Raw genomic sequence first — 17,558 nt, forward strand, 5'->3', positions numbered from 1 at the left:
GGGTCGCTACCGTGCAGGTCGTGGCCACGGGGACGCTCATCTTTCTGATCATCGGTGGGGCGGGCGTCGGTGTGCTGGCACTCGCCCTGCTCGGCGGCGAGCTCCTGCATTTCGGTCATCCCGACGTCGACGGTCCGGTCTCCGTCGAGGCTGTCGCCGGTTTCCTCGGCGCGTTCGGCTTCGGCGCGGCCATCGTCAACGAACTGCTCGGTGGGGGTACCCCCGGGATGATCGCGGCGGCCGTCGGCGGCGGCGCGCTCGCCGCGGTGCCCACCGCGTGGCTGGCGGGGCGGCTGAGCCGGGCGGCGCGCGACATGCGCACCGACGCCACCCCCACCCGCGACGACCTGGTCGGCGCGCTCGGCCTGGTGGTCACCCCGATCCCGGCCGCCGGCTACGGCGAGGTCCGGGTACGCGTCGCCGGCCAACCCGTGAAACTCAACGCCCGCGCCGACCGGCCCATCCCGCTCGGTGCGCAGATCTTCGTGGTGCAGACGCTGAGCGAGACCAGCGTGCACGTCGAGACCTACTGACCCCTCTTCTCGCAGAGACGGAACCACCATGCCTCTCCTCATCGCCATCGGCGGCGCGGTCGTCCTCGCCCTCGTCCTCGTGTTGTTCGTGCTCTCCCGGATCAAGGTGGCCGGCCCGAACGAGGCGTTCATCGTCACCGGCCGCAAGGGTCGGACCACGCAGACCGCCGACGGCGGCCGGTCCACCGACAACTCCGGCCAGAAGGTCGTCCTCGGCGCGTCGGTCTTCGTCCTGCCGGTGGTGCAGAAGCTCCAGTCGCTCGACCTGTCCAGCCGCCGCATCGACGTCGGCATCCGGGGCGCGGTCAGCAAGCAGGGCATCCGGGCCGACCTGCACGGTGTGGCCATCGTCAAGGTCGGCGGCACCGAGGACGCGATCCGCGCCGCCGCCCAGCGCTTCCTGCACCAGCAGGACGAGATCGACAACTTCACCCGGGAGGTGCTGGCCGGCGCGCTGCGCTCCATCGTCGGCCGGCTCACCGTCGAGGAGGTCATCCGGGACCGGGCGGCGTTCGCCAACGCGGTCGCCGAGGAGGCCGAACACTCGATGACCAACCAGGGGCTGGTGCTGGACACCTTCCAGCTCCAGGACATCCTGGCCGAGGGGTCGTACCTGCAGGATCTGGGGCGGCCGGAGGCGGCCCGGGTGCTCAAGGACGCGGCCATCGCCGAGGCCCGCGCCCGGCAGCAGGCCGAGCAGGAGCGGCTGCTGGCCGAGGAGGCGATCGCCGAGGCGAACCGGAACCTGTCGCTGAAGCAGGCCGGCATCCAGGCCGAGATCGACGCGGCGAAGGCGAAGTCGGCGGCGGCCGGGCCGCTCGCCCAGGCCGAGCGGGACCAGGCGATCCTCTCCGAGCAGCAGAAGGTCGCCGAGCGCAACGCCGAACTCAAGCAGCGTCAGCTCGACACCGAGGTGCGCAAGCCGGCCGACGCGGCCCGGTACAAGGTGGAGCAGGAGGCGGAGGCGGCCCGCAACGCGGCGGTGCTGAACGCCGACGCGCAGCGGCAGGCCACCATCGCGGCCGCCCAGGCCGCCGCCGAGCAGGCCCGGCTCACCGGTGAGGGCGAGCGGGCCCGCCGGGCGGCGCTGGCCGAGGCGAACGCGATCGAGGGCGCCAAGGAGGGTGAGGCCGAGCAGCGGCGGCGGTCCGCGATCGCCGAGGCGGTCGAGCGGGAGGGCCAGGCCGAGGCCACGGCCATCCTGGCCCGGGGTCAGGCCGAGGCCGACGCGATGGCCCGCAAGGCCGAGGCGTTCGCCGCGTACGGTGAGGCCGCCGTGCTCGACCTGCTGGTCAAGATGCTGCCGCAGGTGGTCGAGGCGGCCAGCGCCCCGATCGGCGCGATCGACAAGCTGACGGTGATCTCGACCGACGGGGCGTCGTCGCTGACCAAGTCGGTGGCCGGCAACGTGGCCCAGGGTCTCCAGCTCGGCTCCGACCTCACCGGCATCGACCTCGCCGGCCTGCTCGCCAAGCTCGGCGCGGCGTCGTCCGGCTCCCCGGCCAACGGCAAGCCGCCGGTCGAGGGCAGCGCGGTCGAAACCCGCTGACCGTACGCGCGACGAGGGGCCGTCCGGCGTGCGCCGGGCGGCCCCTCGGGTCGTTCAGGTCAGCTCAGGCCCTGCTCGGCGGCCCAGCGCCGCAGTTCCGCCTCGGCCTCGTCGCGGTCGAGCGGGCCGCGTTCCAGCCGCAGTTCCTTGAGGTGCTGCCAGGCCCGGCCGACCACCGGCCCCGGCGGCACCCCGAGCAGTTCCATGATCGCGTTGCCGTCCAGGTCGGGCCGGACCCGGGCCAGGTCCTCCTCGGCGGCGATCCGGGTGATCCGTTCCTCCAGCGCGTCGTAGTCGGCGGCGAGCTGGGCCGCCTTACGCCGGTTGCGGGTGGTGCAGTCGGAGCGGGTCAGTTTGTGCAGCCGGTCCACCAGGTCACCGGCGTCGGTGACGTACCGGCGCACGGCCGAGTCGGTCCACTCGCCCCGGCCGTAGCCGTAGAACCGCAGGTGCAGGCCGACCAGCTTGGTGACCTGGGAGGTGACGTCCTTCGGGTAGCGCAGCGCCTTCATCCGGTTCTTGGTCAGCCGGGCACCGACCACCTCGTGGTGGTGGAAGCTGACCCGACCGTCCGGACCGACCGCCTTGGTGGCCGGCTTGCCGACGTCGTGCATGAGCGCGGCCATCCGCAGCACGAAGTCGCAGCCGTCCGTCTCGTACGACACCGCGTTGCTCACCACGGTCAGGGTGTGCTCGTAGACGTCCTTGTGCTGGGCGTGCTCGTCGATGGTGAGCTTGAGGCCGGTCAGTTCGGGCAGGAACCGGTCGGCCAACCCGGTGTCGACGAGCAGCCGCAGCCCGGTGATCGGGTCGGTGCCGCACAGCAGCTTGGTGAACTCGTCGCGGACCCGCTCGGCGGTGATCCGGTCCAGGTCGGCGGCCATCGCCACCATCGCCGCCCGCACGTCGGGGTGGACGGCGAAGCAGAGCTGGGCGGCGAACCGGGCGGCCCGCAGCATCCGCAGCGGGTCGTCGCCGAACGACTCGGCGGGCGTGCCGGGAGTACGGATGATCTTCGCGGCCAGGTCGTCCAGCCCGCCGTACGGGTCGGTGAACCGGTGGTCGGGGAGGCTGACCGCCATCGCGTTGACGGTGAAGTCCCGCCGCTTCAGGTCGTCGGTGAGGTTCGTGCCGTATTCGACGACGGGGTTGCGGCTGACCTGGTCGTACGCCTCCGCACGGAAGGTGGTGACCTCCAGCCGGAGGCCGTCGCGCTGGCAGCCGATGGTGCCGAACTCCCGACCGGTCTCCCAGATCGACTCGGCCCAGCCCCGGACGATCCGTAGCGTCTGCTCGGGGTGGGCGTCGGTGCAGAAGTCCAGGTCGTCGCCGAGCCGACCGAGCAGGGCGTCACGGACGGACCCACCCACCAGGTGCAGTTCGTGCCCGGCGCGGGCGAACCGGCGGCCCAGTTCGTCGGCGACCGGGGAGACGCGGAGCAGTTCGGCGACGGCGTTGCGCTGCACGGTGGTGAGTTCACGGCGTGCGGCGGCGTGGGGTGTGGAGGCTTCGGACATGGGATCGCCAGCCTATCGGGCGGGGACGGGAACCGATCCGCCGGGCGCGGGTGTCGGGTACGGGTTGACTATGGTCATGGACGTGCGGACCGGTGCCGGCTCCGACGTACCCCCGGGAGGCTGGAGATGAGCGGCGGGCTCTACCGCAGCGCGAACGCCGCGCAGGGGGGTGACGGTCCCCGGCCGTACGACGGGGCGACCTTCATCTCCGCCGAGCCGTTGAACCAGCCGGGGGTGGAGGCGACCGCGCCGCCGCAGGAGGTGGTCGCCGAGACCAGCGCGGCGGCGAACAGCGCGGTGATGGCGGTCGGCAGCCTGGTCAGCCGGGGCACCGGCTTCATCCGGAACCTGATGATCGGCGCCGCGCTGGGCAGCGCCGTCGGCGACGCGTTCACCACCGCCCAGTTCCTGCCCAACCAGGTGTACGAGTTCCTGCTCGGCGGCGTGCTGACCAGCGTGCTGATCCCGGTGCTGGTACGCCGCAGCAAGGCCGACCCGGACCGGGGCGAGGCGTACGCCCAGCGGCTGCTGACCCTCGCGGTGCTGGCCCTCGCGGTCACCGTGGTGCTGGCCCTGCTGCTGGCCTCGACCCTGACCACGCTCTACGCCGGCGGCAAGAACGCGGCGTACACGAGCCTGGTCACCAACCTGTCCTATCTGATGCTGCCGATGCTGTTCTTCACCGGCGTCAGCGCGTTGATCGCGGCGGTGCTGAACACCCGGGGGCACTTCGCCGCGCCGATGTGGGCGCCGATCCTGAACAACCTGGTCGTCATCGGCACGTTCGGCCTCTACATCGCGGTGTACGGCGCGCGGGCGCTGGGCCCGGAGGACATCGGCTGGGAGCGCGTCCTGCTGGTCGGCGGGGGCACCCTGCTCGGCGTGGCGGTGCAGGCGGCCGGGCTGCTGCCGGCGCTGCGCAAGGTCGGGTTCCGGTGGAAGCTGCGGTTCGACTTCCGCGAGCTGGGGCTGCGTGAGCTGGCCCGGCTCGGTGGCTGGATGTTCTGCTACGTCGCGGTCAACCAGCTCGGCCTGTTCGTGGTGGTCAACCTGCTCACCCGGGCCGCCGGTGGCGACGAGAACAACGCCGGCCTGCTGATCTACAACAACGTCTTCCTGCTGCTGATGATGGCGCACGGCATCATCGCCGTCTCGATCATCACGGCGCTGATGCCCCGGATGAGCGCCGCCGCCGCCGAGGGCCGGTTCACCGACGTCACCGCCGACCTGTCCCGGGGCACCCGGATGGTGACGGCGGTGCTCGCGCCGATCGCGGTCTGCTACGCGGTGCTGGCCGGCCCGGTCTCCGTGGTGGTCTTCCAGTACGGCGCGTTCAACGGTGACAACGCGCTGGCCACCTCGCTGGTGCTGCTGGTCGCCGCGCTGGGTCTGGTGCCGTTCGCGATCAGCCAGTTGTTCACCTTCGCCTTCTACGCGTTGCCGGACACCCGTACCCCGGCGCTGGTCAACATCCCGGTGGTGATCCTGCGGGTGGCCGTGCAGATCGGGGTCTTCGTCACCTTCTCGGCCACCTTCGCGGCGGCCGGCATGATGCTCGGCAACGCCATCTCGTACGTGGCGGCGGCGGTGCTCTCGGCGATGCTGCTGCGGCCCCGGGTGGGCCGGATCGGGCTGGGCCGGATCATGCGGACCATGGGCAAGGTGCTGGTGGCGGCGCTCGGCGCGGCGCTGGTCGGCCTGCTGGTGGTCAACCTGCTGCCCGGCGACCCGGAGAACCTGAGCCGGCTGGCGGCGGCGGTGCGGCTGGTGCTCGGCGGGGCGGTGATCGGCGGGACGTACCTGGGCCTGGCGATGGTGCTGCGGATCGGCGAGATCACCGAGGTGGTCGCGATGGTGCGCCGGCGGCTCGGCCGCTGAGCCGCCGGCCAGCCCGCAGCCGGGCAGGGGACACGCAGGGTGAACGAGGATCACCAGCCTGGGGACACGCCTGTGGATAACTTGGTGATTGCCCGCTCAGTCACCGTAAAGGGCTGTGGATAACCAACCGTAAGGCTGAGCATGTACGACCGTTCGGCGGGAACCAGACCTGCCGACACCGGATCGTTCCCGGTGGGTCGGCCCGGAGGTCGACGGTTTGCGACGGGCGTCTAGATTGGCCAGTACATGTGTCAGCAACGTGGGAGAGAGTGGCGTTAAACGGACTTTCCACCCCATATGCGACAGGCCGTCGAGCGCGGCGGGAAGATGACATGTCGGTATGACGGGCGGTCCGGGTAAGGTCGCTGTCGACGGACACGGCAGGTGGCCGACGCCCGAGTCGACGCCGCCGGTCGGTTCCAGCGACGGCGGAGCGGGAAGCCACATGCCCAGCAGCGCGGGTCCATCGATCGACACGATCACCGAGGGAGGACGGGTGACCCAGGTCGGCGAGGGTCAGGAGGCGGAGGAAACTGCTCCTCCGGTCATGACCTTCGGTGCTCCCACGGCCGGTGAGATCCTCGCCGAGCGGTACGAGCTGGTCGAGCACATCAACAACGACAGTGCCGGGCGCCTGGTCTGGCGGGGGGTCGACGTCATCCTGCGCCGACCCGTGGCGGTGGTGCTCCGCTACCCCGGCGGCGACTCGGCCACCGAGATGCTCCAAGCCGCCGTGGCGGCCAGCCGGGTCATCCACCCCAACCTGGTCGGCGTCTACGACGCGATCGACGAGGACGTCCGGGCGTACGTCGTCCGGGAGTGGGTCGACGGTCGCTCCCTGCGTGAGCTGGTCGCCGAAGGGCCGATGGACCCGGCCCGGGCCACCGCCGTCGGCAACGCGGTCGCCAGCGCCCTCGCCGCCGTGCACGCCACCGGGATGGTCCACGGCAACGTGCACCCCGGCACCGTGATGATCAGCGACGACGGCCGGGTGGTCCTGGCCGACGCCCGCACCGACGGCGACGACAGCCAGGAAGCCGACATCCGCGCGGTGGGTGGCGTCCTCTACTTCGCCCTCACCGGGCACTGGCCGCACGCCGAGGCCCCGCTGCGCGGCGCGACCGCCGGCCACGGCCGGGCCGCCATCCCGGACGCCGTCCGCGACGCCAGCGGCGCCATCGCCGCCCCCCGGCAGGTCCGGGCCGGCGTGCCGGCGTACCTCGACGACCTGACGATGGACCTGCTCGACGCCGAGATCGCCCCGCCGTCGTCGGACGTGCTCTCCGCCGAGCTGGGTCGCCTCGACATCCCCGCCGAGGACCACTTCCTCGACCAGACCGGCACCATCCGGTTCACCGCCGACGGCGTCGAGGACCGTTCACCGCTGGCCGCCGCAGGCGGCCGGAAGGTCGCGATCGGCATCGCCGGGCTGCTGGCGGTCGCCCTCGTCGGCCTGCTCATCGGCATCACCACCCTGGGCGGCGACGACAGCCCCGAGACCGAGCCGGTGGCCCGCCCCTCCAACAGCGCGCCGGCCGGCGACGCCACCCCGGCCCCCGTGGTGCGCAAGCTCGCCATCCAGGACATCCGGATCATCGACCCGGACAGCCGGCAGCGCAACGAGCTGGACGACGCCGAGAAGATGATGGACGGCGACGAGGACAAGGGTTGGGAGACCGACACCTACTACTCGGCCAAATTCAGCAACTACAAGAAGGGCATGGGGGTCTGGATCGACCTCGGTGCCCCGCACACGGTCAAGTCGCTCACCGCCACCCTGTCGGACTCCGGCGTCTCCGCCGCGCTGTTCACCGGCAACGGCGACTTCCCGTCCACCTCGCAGGGCGACAAGGACCTGGTCAAGGGCTTCAAGACCCGGATCGGCCAGCCGTTCGAGCAGCACGACGGCACCAAGATGGCCTTCGACGGTTTCGACCCCGAGCAGAAATACCAGTACCTGCTCTTCTGGATCACCGAGCTGCCCTCCACCGAGCGGGGCTTCAAGCTGGGCGTCCAGGAGATCTCGGTCCAGGGATCGTGATCCGCCGGCCGCGACCCCGTCACCGCCTCCGCCGGACGTGGTGATGGTCGGTCGCGGCGGGCAGTCACCCGACCCGGCGACCGGTGGGCCGGCGTCGGTCGTGGTGTCGCACCCCGAGACCACCGACCTGGACCTGCTCCGCGCCCACGTCGCCGGTGACCGGGACGCCTTCACCGAACTGTTCCACAGGCACCGCGACCGGCTCTGGGCGGTGGCCCTGCGGACCACGGGCGACCGGGAGGAGGCGGCCGACGCCCTCCAGGACGCGCTGCTCTCCGCCCACCGCGCCGCCGGCCGGTTCCGGGGCGACTCCGCCGTCACCACCTGGCTGCACCGGATCGTGGTCAACGCCTGCCTGGACCGGCTCCGCCGTCGGCAGGCGCACCCCACCGTCCCGCTGCCCGACGGCAACCACACCGACGACGTCCGGGGGACCGGTGGCGTCGAACCGGCAGCCCCGGCCACCGACCACGACACCGCCCTGGTGGTACGCCAGGCGCTGGCCGGGTTGCCGGTCGAGCAGCGGGCCGCGCTGATCCTGGTGGACGTGCAGGGCTACCCGGTCGCCGAGGTCGCCCGGATCCTCGGCGTGGCCGAGGGCACGGTGAAGAGCCGGTGCGCCCGGGGCCGGGCCCGGCTGGCCGGCGTGCTGGGGCACCTGCGCACCGGCGGGGACCACCCCCCGGTCGGGTCGGCCACGGCGGACGGGCCCCGCCGGACGGGTCGGGACGTTCCCGACGTCACACCCGGGAACCGGCAGCCGGCCAGCGACGTCCGATCGGGGTCGGGGCAGGCCCGGCGGGACGCCATCCAGGAGGAGCCGTGACCGGCCGGGAGTTCAGGGAGGTCGACCACGACCTGCTCGCCGACTATGTGGGCGGGGCACTGGACGGCACCCCGGAGCACACCGTCGTCGCCCGCCTGGTGACCGAGGATCCGGCCTGGGCCGACGCGTACGCCGTCCTGACGCCCGCCGTGGCCCGGGTGCACGACGCGTTGGCCGGTTGGGGGGCCGCCGCACCGGAGATGCCGCTGGCCGTGGTGGAGCGGCTCACTGCCGTACTCGCCGGTGCCGGTCCGGCCGCCGACGATGATGCGACGCCCCGCCGGGCCGCACCGGGCGATGTCCGGCCGGTCCGGGCAGCCGGGCCGGTGCCGACGCAGCCGGGCGGTCGGCGTGCCCCCGGCGGTCGTCCCGACGAGGGGCGTGCCGATCCGTCGGGCCCCGGTCGGCGGCGACGCTGGGCGCGGCTGGCCGGGCCGGTCACCCTCGCCGCGGCGTCGCTGGCGGCGGTGGGTTTCGGCGTCGCCCACCTGGTCGACGGCACCGCCGACCGGGACGCGGCCACCTCGCTGGCCGGCCCGGCGCAGGAGCGCGCGGAGGGTGGGTTCCGGTTCAGCGGTGAGACCCGGCGCAGCGGCGTCGACTGGTCCCCGTCGACGCTGCGGGGCACCACGGCGGCCCCGATGGTCCAACCCGTCACCCCGCCGGGCCTCCAACCCGGTGACGAACCGGGGGTCACCACCCAGATCAGCCCCGGCGCGCCGGAGAGCAAACGGCTCGCCGCCCCCGCCGGGCTGGACCGGCTGACCGGGCGGACGGCGCTCGACGCCTGCCTCGCCGACATCGCGTCCGCGCACCAGCGTGGGCCGCTCACCGTCGAGGTGGTCGACTACGCCACGTTCAACGGTGAGCCGGCGCTGGTCGTCCACTTCGCCGATTCCACCGGGGCGCGGTGGGCGTGGGTGAGCGGCGCGGAGTGCGGTGTGCCGGGGTCCGGCGCGGACACCCGCTACCAGTCGCGGGTAGGGTGAGGTCCCGGTCACCGCTCGTCCCGCATCGCGTGACGTGACCCACCGGACGACCGGTCCGGGAATCCCCGGTTCGTACGATGACGTTCTGCAAGTCAGCCGCCGACGTCGTTGAACCGTCGGCGCTCGGATCGACGTCGGTGCGCCGCCGATGTCGTACACACACATCGGGAGACGGCAGTGGACGAGGTCCGCAACCTGATCATCATCGGCTCCGGGCCGGCCGGGTACACGGCGGCGGTCTACGCCGCACGCGCCAACCTCAAGCCACTCGTGATCGAGGGTGTGCAGTCCGGCGGTGCGTTGATGACCACGACCGAGGTGGAGAACTTCCCCGGTTTCGCCGACGGCATCCTCGGCCCCGAGCTGATGGACAACATGCGCAAGCAGGCCGAGCGGTTCGGTGCGGAGTTCCTGACCGACGACGTCACCCGGGTCGAGCTGAAGGACACCGGCGACACCGGTTCCGACGCGGTCAGCACCGTGTGGGTCGGGCAGACCGCCTACCGGGCGAAGGCCGTCATCCTCTCCACCGGCTCGGCCTGGCGTCCGCTGGGCGTGCCGGGTGAGCAGGAGTACCTGGGCCACGGCGTGTCGTCCTGCGCCACCTGTGACGGGTTCTTCTTCCGCAACCAGCACATCGTGGTGGTCGGCGGCGGCGACTCCGCGATGGAGGAGGCCAGCTTCCTCACCCGGTTCGCCGAGTCGGTCACCATCATTCACCGGCGCGACTCGTTCCGGGCCAGCAAGATCATGGCCGACCGCGCGCTGAGCAACGACAAGATCCGGGTGGAGTGGAACAGCACCGTCGAGGAGGTGCTCGGCGCCGACGGCAAGGTGACCGGCGTCCGGGTCCGCAACGTGCACACCGGCGACGTCAAGGTGCTCGACGTGACGGGCGTGTTCGTGGCGATCGGCCACGACCCGCGCAGCGAACTCTTCCGCGACCAGGTCGAGCTGGACGACGAGGGTTACGTGAAGGTGCAGTCGCCGAGCACCCGTACCAGCGTGCCGGGCGTCTTCGCCGCCGGTGACGTGGTCGACCACACCTACCGGCAGGCGATCACCGCCGCCGGCACCGGCTGTGCCGCCGCCCTCGACGCCGAGCGGTTCATCGCCACCCTGAGCTGAACGACTGCAACACCACAACTGAGAAGGAGGGTCATAGTGGGAGCGACCAAGGTCGTCACCGACGCCAGTTTCACCGCTGACGTGCTCAAGTCCGACAAGCCGGTCCTGGTGGACTTCTGGGCCGAGTGGTGCGGGCCGTGCCGCAAGGTCTCACCGCTGCTGGAGGAGATCGCCGGCGAGATGGCCGGCCAGGTCACCATCGTCAAGCTCAACATCGACGAGAACCCGGAGACCGCCCGCGCCTACCGGGTGATGTCCGTGCCGACCCTCACCATCTTCAAGAACGGCGAGCCGGTGCAGTCGATCGCCGGTGCCAAGCCGAAGGGCGAGCTGGTCCGGCTGATCGAGTCGGCGCTGTAACCCCGCACCCCACCGGGAACCCCGCACCCCACCGGGTGCGGGGTTCTGGCTGTTCCGGGCCCTGACCTGCACGAACCCCCGGCCGGCGGCAACCGGTCACGGTACGCTCCGTAAGCGCTGGTCCTACCGGACGCGCAAGCGTGGCCGTCATCGAAGGTGCCCGGCAGCCAACCTCTGAGGGGGTCCTGCGTGCGTCCGATCCGACCTGGTGACCGTGGACCGGCAGTGACCGAGATCCGTGCCGTCCTGACCGGCCTGGACCTTCTCGCCGCGCCCGGCGACGAGTTCGACGCCGCCACCGAACGGGCCGTCCGGGCCTTCCAGCAGTCCCGTGGGCTCAGCGCGGACGGGCGGGTCGGTGCCGAGACCTGGCGGGCCCTGGACGCCGCCCGCTGGCGGCTCGGCGCCCGCACCCTCTACCACGCGGTGCCCGACCCGCTGATCGGCGAGGACGTCCGGTCGCTGCAGGAACGCCTGCTGGAGATGGGGTACGACGTCGGCGGCGCGGACGCCGTCTACGGCGTACGCACCTCGCGGGCGGTGGCGCAGTTCCAGCGGGAGGTGGGGCTGAAACCGGACGGCTCCTGCGGGCCGTACACGATGGGCGCGCTGCGCCGGCTCGGCCGCAAGGTGGTCGGCGGACGCCCCCAGTGGCTGCGCGAATCCGACGCGATCCGACAGTCCGGCCCGACCCTGGTCGGGCGCACCGTGGTCATCGACCCCGGCCACGGCGGCACCGACCCGGGGGTGGTGGTGCCCGACGGGACGCTGCGCTGGACCGAGGCGGACCTGGTGCACGACCTGGCCAGCCGGCTGGAGGGGCGGCTCGCCGCAGCCGGCGTCCGGGTGCAGCTGACCCGGGGCCCCGCGCCCCGTACCTGCCTGCCGGACATCGACCGGGCGGAGCTGGCCAACTCCCTCGGTGCCGACGCGTTCATCTCGCTGCACACCGACGGTCACGTCAACCCGGCCGCCGACGGGGTCGCCACCTACCACTACGGCACCGACAACGGCGTCACCTCGGCCACCGGGGAACGCCTCGCCGGGCTGGTACAGCGGGAGATCGTGGCGCGGACCGGGCTGCGCGACTGCCGTACCCACGCCAAGGCGTGGGACCTGCTGCGGCTGACCAGGATGCCCGCCGTGCGGGTCGAGGTGGGCTACCTGACCTCGCCGCAGGACCGGGCCCGGCTGGTCGACCCCCGGTTCCGGGACCGGATCGTCGAGGCGCTCGTGGCGGCCGTACAGCGGATGTTCTTCCCCGTCGAACGGGACGTGCCGACCGGCTCGATCGACGTCAGCGCGCTCCGCGCGGTGGTGGCGGCAGGAGCGGTCCGGGACTGAGCCGGCACCCCGGGCGCGGCCCGCTCAGCCGGCGCTGGAGCGGGTGGCCGGGGCGGGGCGCACCGGCCGCAGCAGACTCTCCGGGCTCATCGAGCCGAGCAGCTTCTCCAGCGCGTACTCGACGTCGGACTTCCAGCTCAGCGCGGTGCGCAGCTCCAGGCGCAGGCGCGGGTAGCGGGGGTGCGGGCGGACCGTCTTGAAGCCCACCGAGAGGAAGAAGTCGGTCGGGGCGACGCAGGCCCGGGTGTCGTCCGGCTCGTCACCGAACTTCGCGTCGCCGAACGCCTCGATCGCCTTGATGCCCCGCTTGGTCAGGTCCCGGGCGACACCCTGCACCAGCATCCGGCCCAACCCGCCCCCGGCGAAGGCCGGCACCACGTTGGCGGTCATCAGCAGCGCGGCGTCCGCCGAGACCGGCGAGGTCGGAAACGCCATCGACCGGGGTACGTAGGCCGGCGGCGCGTACATCACGAACCCGGCCGGCATCCCGTCGACGTACGCCAGCTTGCCGCAGGAACCCCACTCCAGGAGCGTCTGGGAGACCCACGCCTCCTTCTCCAGCCCCGGGTCGCCGTTCGCGCAGGCCCGCTCGGCGGAGACCGGGTCCAACTCCCAGTAGACGCACTGCCGGCACGGGCGAGGCAGGTCTTCCAGGGTGTCCAGGGTCAGACTGACCAGACGTCGCGACATCAGAGCATCCCCACACTTAGGCTCGGAGGCGAGACCAGCCCGCGGCGGCAGCATCGCCCGCTGCGTCCCCGACGAGCGATCGTACGCCGACTGGCGACCGTACGGGAGGGGACGCGCGAATGGCCACCCGGGACGGGGACGGGACGTCCGGGATGTGGACCCGACCCGGATCGTGACCGGCAATCTGCCGAACGGGGACTACGATCGGCCGACCGGCGTCCCGCGCCGCCATGGTCGCCGGCACCGCGGGTACCCCAGCGGGCGGGAGCCCGACCGACACCCGATCGAGGTGATGTCATGACCGGCACGACGCTCGACGACTACACCGACCGGTACGCCCGGCGGGTCCGGGGCATGACCGCCTCGGAGATCCGGGCCCTCTTCGCGGTCGCCAGCCGGCCGGAGGTCGTCTCGCTCGCCGGTGGCGCACCCTACATCGCCGCGCTGCCGCTCGACGCGGTCGGCGAGATGCTCGGCAGGCTCGGCTCCGAGTTCGGTTCCACCACCCTCCAGTACGGCATCGGCCAGGGCAGCCTGGAGCTGCGCGAGCGGATCTGCGAGGTGATGGCGCTCTCCGGCATCGACGCCTCCTGCGGCGCCTCCCCCGACGACGTGGTGGTCACCGTCGGCGGGCAGCAGGCGCTCGACCTGGTGGCCCGGCTCTTCCTCGACCCGGGTGACGTGGTGCTCGCCGAGGGTCCGACGTACGTCGGCGCACTCGGGGTGTTCCAGGCCGCCCAGGCCCAGGTCGTGCACGTGCCGATGGACGACGACGGGCTGATCCCGGAGGCCCTGGAGGTGGCCATCGCCGACCAGGCCCGTGCCGGCCGTCGGGTCAAGTTCCTCTACACCATCCCCACCTACCAGAACCCGGCCGGCGTGACGCTGAGCGACGAGCGGCGGGAACGGGTGCTCGACATCTGCGAGCGGGCCGGCCTGCTGGTGGTCGAGGACGACCCGTACGGCCAGCTGGGTTTCGAGGGCGACGCGCCCGCGCCGCTGCGGGCCCGCCGCCGCGACGGGGTGTTCTACCTGAGCACCTTCTCCAAGACCTTCGCCCCCGGGCTACGGGTGGGCTGGATCCTCGCCCCGCACGCCGTCCGCGACAAGCTGGTCATCGCCAGCGAGGCGCAGATCCTCTGCCCCAGCGCCTTCGCGCAGGCCGCCGTCTCGACGTACCTGTCGACGATGCCCTGGCGCGAACAGCTGAAGGTCTACCGGGAGATCTACCGCGAGCGGCGGGACGCGCTGCTCGGCGCGCTGCACGACCAGATGCCCGAGGGAACCACCTGGACCAGGCCCACCGGCGGGCTGTTCGTCTGGGCCACCCTGCCCGACGGGCTGGACGCCAAGGCCATGGTGCCGCGTTCCATCGCCGCCCGGGTCGCCTACGTGCCGGGGACCGGTTTCTACGCCGACGGCACCGGCACCGGCAACATGCGGCTCAACTTCTCCTTCCCCACCCCGGAGCGGATCCGCGAGGGGGTGCGCCGGCTGGCCCGGGTGATGGAGCAGGAGCTGGCCATGCGGCAGGTCTTCGGTGCGGTCACGCCGACCGGGAGCCGGCGGGGTGGTCCGGACGTCCCCGGCCCCGACTTGGCATGATTCCGGGATGGCTGTCACCCCCGTCGAGCGCTCCCTCGTGACCGGTTCCGCCGCCGCCGACCTGCACGTGCTCGTGCTCGCCGGCGGCCTGTCCTACGAGCGGGACGTCTCCCTGCGGTCCGGCCGGCGGGTCCTCGACGCGTTGCGCAGCGCCGGGGTGGAGGCGGAGCTGCGGGACGCCGACGTGGCGTTGCTGCCCGCGCTGGCCGCCGACCCGCCCGACGCCGTGGTGATCGCCCTGCACGGCGCGACCGGCGAGGACGGTTCGCTGCGGGGTGTGCTCGACCTCTGCGACGCGCCCTACGTCGGCTGTGACGCGCGGGCCGCCCGACTGGCCTGGGACAAGCCGTCGGCGAAGGCGGTGCTGCGGGAGAACGGCATCCCCACCCCCGACTGGGTGGCCCTGCCGCACGACCGTTTCTCCGAGCTGGGTGCGGTGGCGGTGCTCGACCGGATCGTGGACCGGCTCGGGCTGCCGCTGATGGTCAAGCCGACGCAGGGCGGTTCGGGCCTCGGCGCCGCCGTGGTCAAGGACGCCGCCGCCCTCCCGGCCGCGATGGTCGGCTGCTTCGCGTACGACTCGACGGCGCTGGTCGAACGGTACGTGGCCGGGATGGACGTCGCGGTGTCCGTGCTCGACCTGGGCGACGGACCGCAGGCGCTGCCGCCGGTGGAGATCGTCCCCCGCAACGGCGTGTACGACTACGCGGCCCGCTACACCGCCGGCCGTACCACCTGGCACGCGCCGGCCCGGCTCGACCCGGCCGTCGCCGGTGCGGTGGCCCAGGTGGCGCTGGCCGCGCACACCGCGCTCGGGCTGCGTGACCTGTCCCGCGTCGACCTGATCGTCGACGGGGACGGCCAGCCGCACGTGCTGGAGGTCAACGTCTCACCCGGTATGACGGAGACGTCGCTGCTGCCGTTGGCGGTCCAGGCGGCCGGGCTCGACCTCGGCCAGGTCCTCGGCACGCTCGTCGGTCGGGCTGCCACCCGCCGCTCCTGACCCGCCGCTCCTGACCCGCCGCTGTCGGCCGGCTTCCGGCCGGCGGTCCGTCAGGGTCGGACGGTGTCCCGGGTGACGGTTCCGCTGCTGTCCTCCCCGGTTCCGGCCGGCTCGTCGGTCGCGGTCGTCCCGGTGGCGTCCGTCGCCGGACCGTCGGGACCGCTCGGCACCGAATCGGTACCGGCACTCTCGGACATGCTGTCCGGCTGGGCTGTGGCCTCGGCGGACTGACCGTCGGCGTCCCGGCCCGTCTCCGGGTCGGGGTCGTCGCCCGGGGTGCCGTTGCTCGGTACTTCCGCCGCATCTTCCCCCGACGCCGTGTGTTCCGCCACGGTGTCGGCCAGTGCTCCCGCCCCGGTGCGGGTCAGGTCCGGGGCGGGCTCGTTCTCCGTGACCGGGAGCGGGGTCTCCTCCGCCGACTCGATCACCGAGACGGCTTCCTCGGCGGCTGCGGCCGCAGCCTCGGCCGACGACTGCGCGGCGATGCTGGAGGGCGTCTGCCACTGGATGCGCGGCGGCTCGGCGAGCGGGCGTCCACCGAACTCGGCCAGCCAGGCCGCGACGTGCGCGAGGTTTTCCCGCCACCGGGATTCCGAGATCGGGGGCAGGATCGAGTCCCAGAGCGACAGGAACGTGCCGCGCAGTTGAAGCCGACCATACGGCCGGGCCAGGAACCACATGTGCAGGTGGGCGGACCCGTCGCCCCACCGGTTCACGTGCACCCGGGCGACACCGTCCAGCGAGCGGATGGCGCGCTCCAGCCGAACCGTCATCACCCCGAGTTCGGCCGCGAGCAGGTTGGGCAGGTCGCCCAGGTCGAGGTGGGACCGCGACTCCAGGATGAGCACCATCGGCAGGCCGGTGGGACGGTCCATCGCCCGCACCCGCCAGCGTTCACCCACCCAGATGTACGCGTCGTCCGGCGCGTTGCAGGCGATGCATTCCCGGAGCCCTTCGCCCTTGCGGGGAGGCTCGACCGCTACCGGCTCGTCGAGCTGCTTGACCCGGAGGTCACCTTCGAAGGGGAACGACGGCCACTGGGTGAAGTCCGGAACCGAGGGGGGAGGGGTGTCGTGCACGACGCTGACCCTAACCGAGACGAGGACCGCTGTCCCTACCCCGAACGCCGCTGATCATGAGGGGATTTCGGTCAACGGGAGGCGACCGGCAGGGGTGTCACGACGGTTGTCCACAGGCTGATGAGATCACCAGCACACCCCGTCATCCACAGGCTGGCGTGCGTTCTGACGCGCTGTTTCACGTGAAACGGGTGCAGCCTGTGGAAAACTTCTGTGGATAACTCTGGTGCTTCATCCACAGCACTGTTCACAGGAACCAGGGGTCCGTCTTCTTCAACGATCGAGGGGTTGGCCGGGCTGCTGGGCGACCGCCGTTTTCCCCGACAGACACCCGGGATCGTCGACTCTTGGGTCGGTCCCTGTCCGCATCCAGGAGGTAGGGCGACCCGGTATGGCTAGTGGTGGGGACCGCTCGCCATCCACGCCGACCGCGCTCCCCCTCGCTTCGACGCCGTGGTGCTGAAGCCGCAGTGAACCGGTCGACGGGTTTCACGTGAAACAGCACCCGGACGGCGCGTTCGGTCGCATGGGCTGGCACTCTGCCGCAGTGGTGCGGACCGGCTCCCGGCATCTCCCGGCCTTCTGACGGTTCGAGCACCACCCGTGCGGAGGTGTCGCGGCAGTTGGCTCGCAAGAAGCCGCCGTGAGGATCGAAGGGCGGTCGGGGCGCCGTTCGGGTAGGAGCGGGAATGCGTCCGTAGAGCCGACCCCGACATCGGAGCGCTGGGTCGACTGCGATTCGTGGGCGGCGGGCGGTCAGGCATCCCGGGTGCCTCTGTTCCACGTGAAACGTTGCGGCGGCGGACACGCCTGGCCGCCTTACCAACGTCCCGCCGGACACCGGCCGGCGGCGGCCCTCAGATCAATCGTGTCGGCCTCTGCGCCTCCCGGACGGACCCACTTGTGGGTTGCGATAGTCAACGTGATCCAGGCGATCTGAGCGGCCGGCACGCCACCCGGAGGGGCGGGGCGACCGTCGCGGCTTTTCCCGCTGGCGACCCCCGGATCGGGGCCGA

General features: G+C 72.3%; 14 protein-coding genes. 11 read left to right on the top strand and 3 right to left on the bottom strand.

Annotated elements, in window-relative coordinates; genetic code table 11:
* Positions 1–11 precede the first annotated feature (11 nt).
* Together JQX11_RS14625 and JQX11_RS14630 are read left to right on the top strand one after the other, a co-directional pair.
* Entirely contained in the window at positions 12–533 is a 522-nt protein-coding gene (locus tag JQX11_RS14625) for an NfeD C-terminal domain-containing protein (protein ID WP_307826197.1), read from the top strand.
* Positions 534–561: 28 nt separating this feature from the next.
* Entirely contained in the window at positions 562–2,082 is a 1,521-nt protein-coding gene (locus JQX11_RS14630; RefSeq protein ID WP_204925509.1) for a flotillin family protein, read from the top strand.
* 59 nt (positions 2,083–2,141) lie between these two features.
* Here the strand turns inward: JQX11_RS14630 and JQX11_RS14635 are convergent, their stop codons facing one another.
* Complete coding sequence (locus JQX11_RS14635; RefSeq protein WP_204925510.1) at positions 2,142–3,599, bottom strand: CCA tRNA nucleotidyltransferase; 1,458 nt, start codon at positions 3,597–3,599, stop codon at positions 2,142–2,144.
* A 300-nt stretch (positions 3,600–3,899) separates the two neighbouring features.
* On the opposite strand from JQX11_RS14635, the gene murJ reads away from it, so the two are divergent.
* The 7 genes from murJ (at position 3,900) to JQX11_RS14670 (ending at position 12,165) form a co-directional block, all read left to right on the top strand.
* Positions 3,900–5,477 (top strand): murein biosynthesis integral membrane protein MurJ, encoded by a 1,578-nt coding sequence (gene murJ / locus JQX11_RS14640; RefSeq protein WP_372444595.1) that lies wholly within the window; start codon positions 3,900–3,902, stop codon positions 5,475–5,477.
* Positions 5,478–5,922: 445 nt separating this feature from the next.
* Positions 5,923–7,518 carry a protein kinase family protein gene (locus JQX11_RS14645; RefSeq protein WP_204925512.1) on the top strand — a complete coding sequence of 532 codons (1,596 nt, stop codon included), beginning with the start codon at positions 5,923–5,925 and terminating at the stop codon, positions 7,516–7,518.
* Between the two features lie 43 nt (positions 7,519–7,561).
* Positions 7,562–8,344 (top strand): RNA polymerase sigma factor SigM, encoded by a 783-nt coding sequence (gene sigM, locus JQX11_RS14650; RefSeq protein ID WP_204925513.1) that lies wholly within the window; start codon positions 7,562–7,564, stop codon positions 8,342–8,344.
* On the top strand, positions 8,341–9,333 hold the full coding sequence (locus tag JQX11_RS14655; protein WP_204925514.1) for an RsmA family anti-sigma factor: 993 nt from the start codon (positions 8,341–8,343) through the stop codon (positions 9,331–9,333). The genes sigM and JQX11_RS14655 overlap by 4 nt, the downstream gene beginning before the upstream one ends.
* Before the next feature lie 177 nt (positions 9,334–9,510).
* On the top strand, positions 9,511–10,461 hold the full coding sequence (trxB, locus tag JQX11_RS14660; protein ID WP_204925515.1) for a thioredoxin-disulfide reductase: 951 nt from the start codon (positions 9,511–9,513) through the stop codon (positions 10,459–10,461).
* 36 nt (positions 10,462–10,497) lie between these two features.
* Entirely contained in the window at positions 10,498–10,821 is a 324-nt protein-coding gene (gene trxA, locus JQX11_RS14665) for a thioredoxin (RefSeq protein WP_088643651.1), read from the top strand.
* Between the two features lie 189 nt (positions 10,822–11,010).
* On the top strand, positions 11,011–12,165 hold the full coding sequence (locus JQX11_RS14670) for an N-acetylmuramoyl-L-alanine amidase (RefSeq protein ID WP_204925516.1): 1,155 nt from the start codon (positions 11,011–11,013) through the stop codon (positions 12,163–12,165).
* A gap of 24 nt (positions 12,166–12,189) precedes the next feature.
* On the opposite strand, the gene JQX11_RS14675 is transcribed toward JQX11_RS14670, so the two are convergent.
* Complete coding sequence (locus tag JQX11_RS14675) at positions 12,190–12,855, bottom strand: GNAT family N-acetyltransferase (protein WP_088643653.1); 666 nt, start codon at positions 12,853–12,855, stop codon at positions 12,190–12,192.
* A 297-nt stretch (positions 12,856–13,152) separates the two neighbouring features.
* On the opposite strand from JQX11_RS14675, the gene JQX11_RS14680 reads away from it, so the two are divergent.
* Together JQX11_RS14680 and JQX11_RS14685 are read left to right on the top strand one after the other, a co-directional pair.
* Positions 13,153–14,460 carry an aminotransferase-like domain-containing protein gene (locus tag JQX11_RS14680; protein ID WP_204925517.1) on the top strand — a complete coding sequence of 436 codons (1,308 nt, stop codon included), beginning with the start codon at positions 13,153–13,155 and terminating at the stop codon, positions 14,458–14,460.
* Between the two features lie 7 nt (positions 14,461–14,467).
* The gene (locus JQX11_RS14685; protein ID WP_204925518.1) at positions 14,468–15,463 is read left to right on the top strand and encodes a D-alanine--D-alanine ligase family protein; all 996 of its coding nucleotides are present in this window, start codon (positions 14,468–14,470) and stop codon (positions 15,461–15,463) included.
* 50 nt (positions 15,464–15,513) lie between these two features.
* On the opposite strand, the gene JQX11_RS32465 is transcribed toward JQX11_RS14685, so the two are convergent.
* Positions 15,514–16,542: a hypothetical protein gene (locus JQX11_RS32465; protein WP_307826188.1), complete on the bottom strand. Its 1,029-nt coding sequence runs from the start codon at positions 16,540–16,542 to the stop codon at positions 15,514–15,516.
* Positions 16,543–17,558 lie beyond the last annotated feature (1,016 nt).

The sequence above is a fragment of the Micromonospora humida genome, from assembly GCF_016901255.1.
GTDB classification, from domain to species: Bacteria; Actinomycetota; Actinomycetes; order Mycobacteriales; family Micromonosporaceae; genus Micromonospora; species Micromonospora wenchangensis.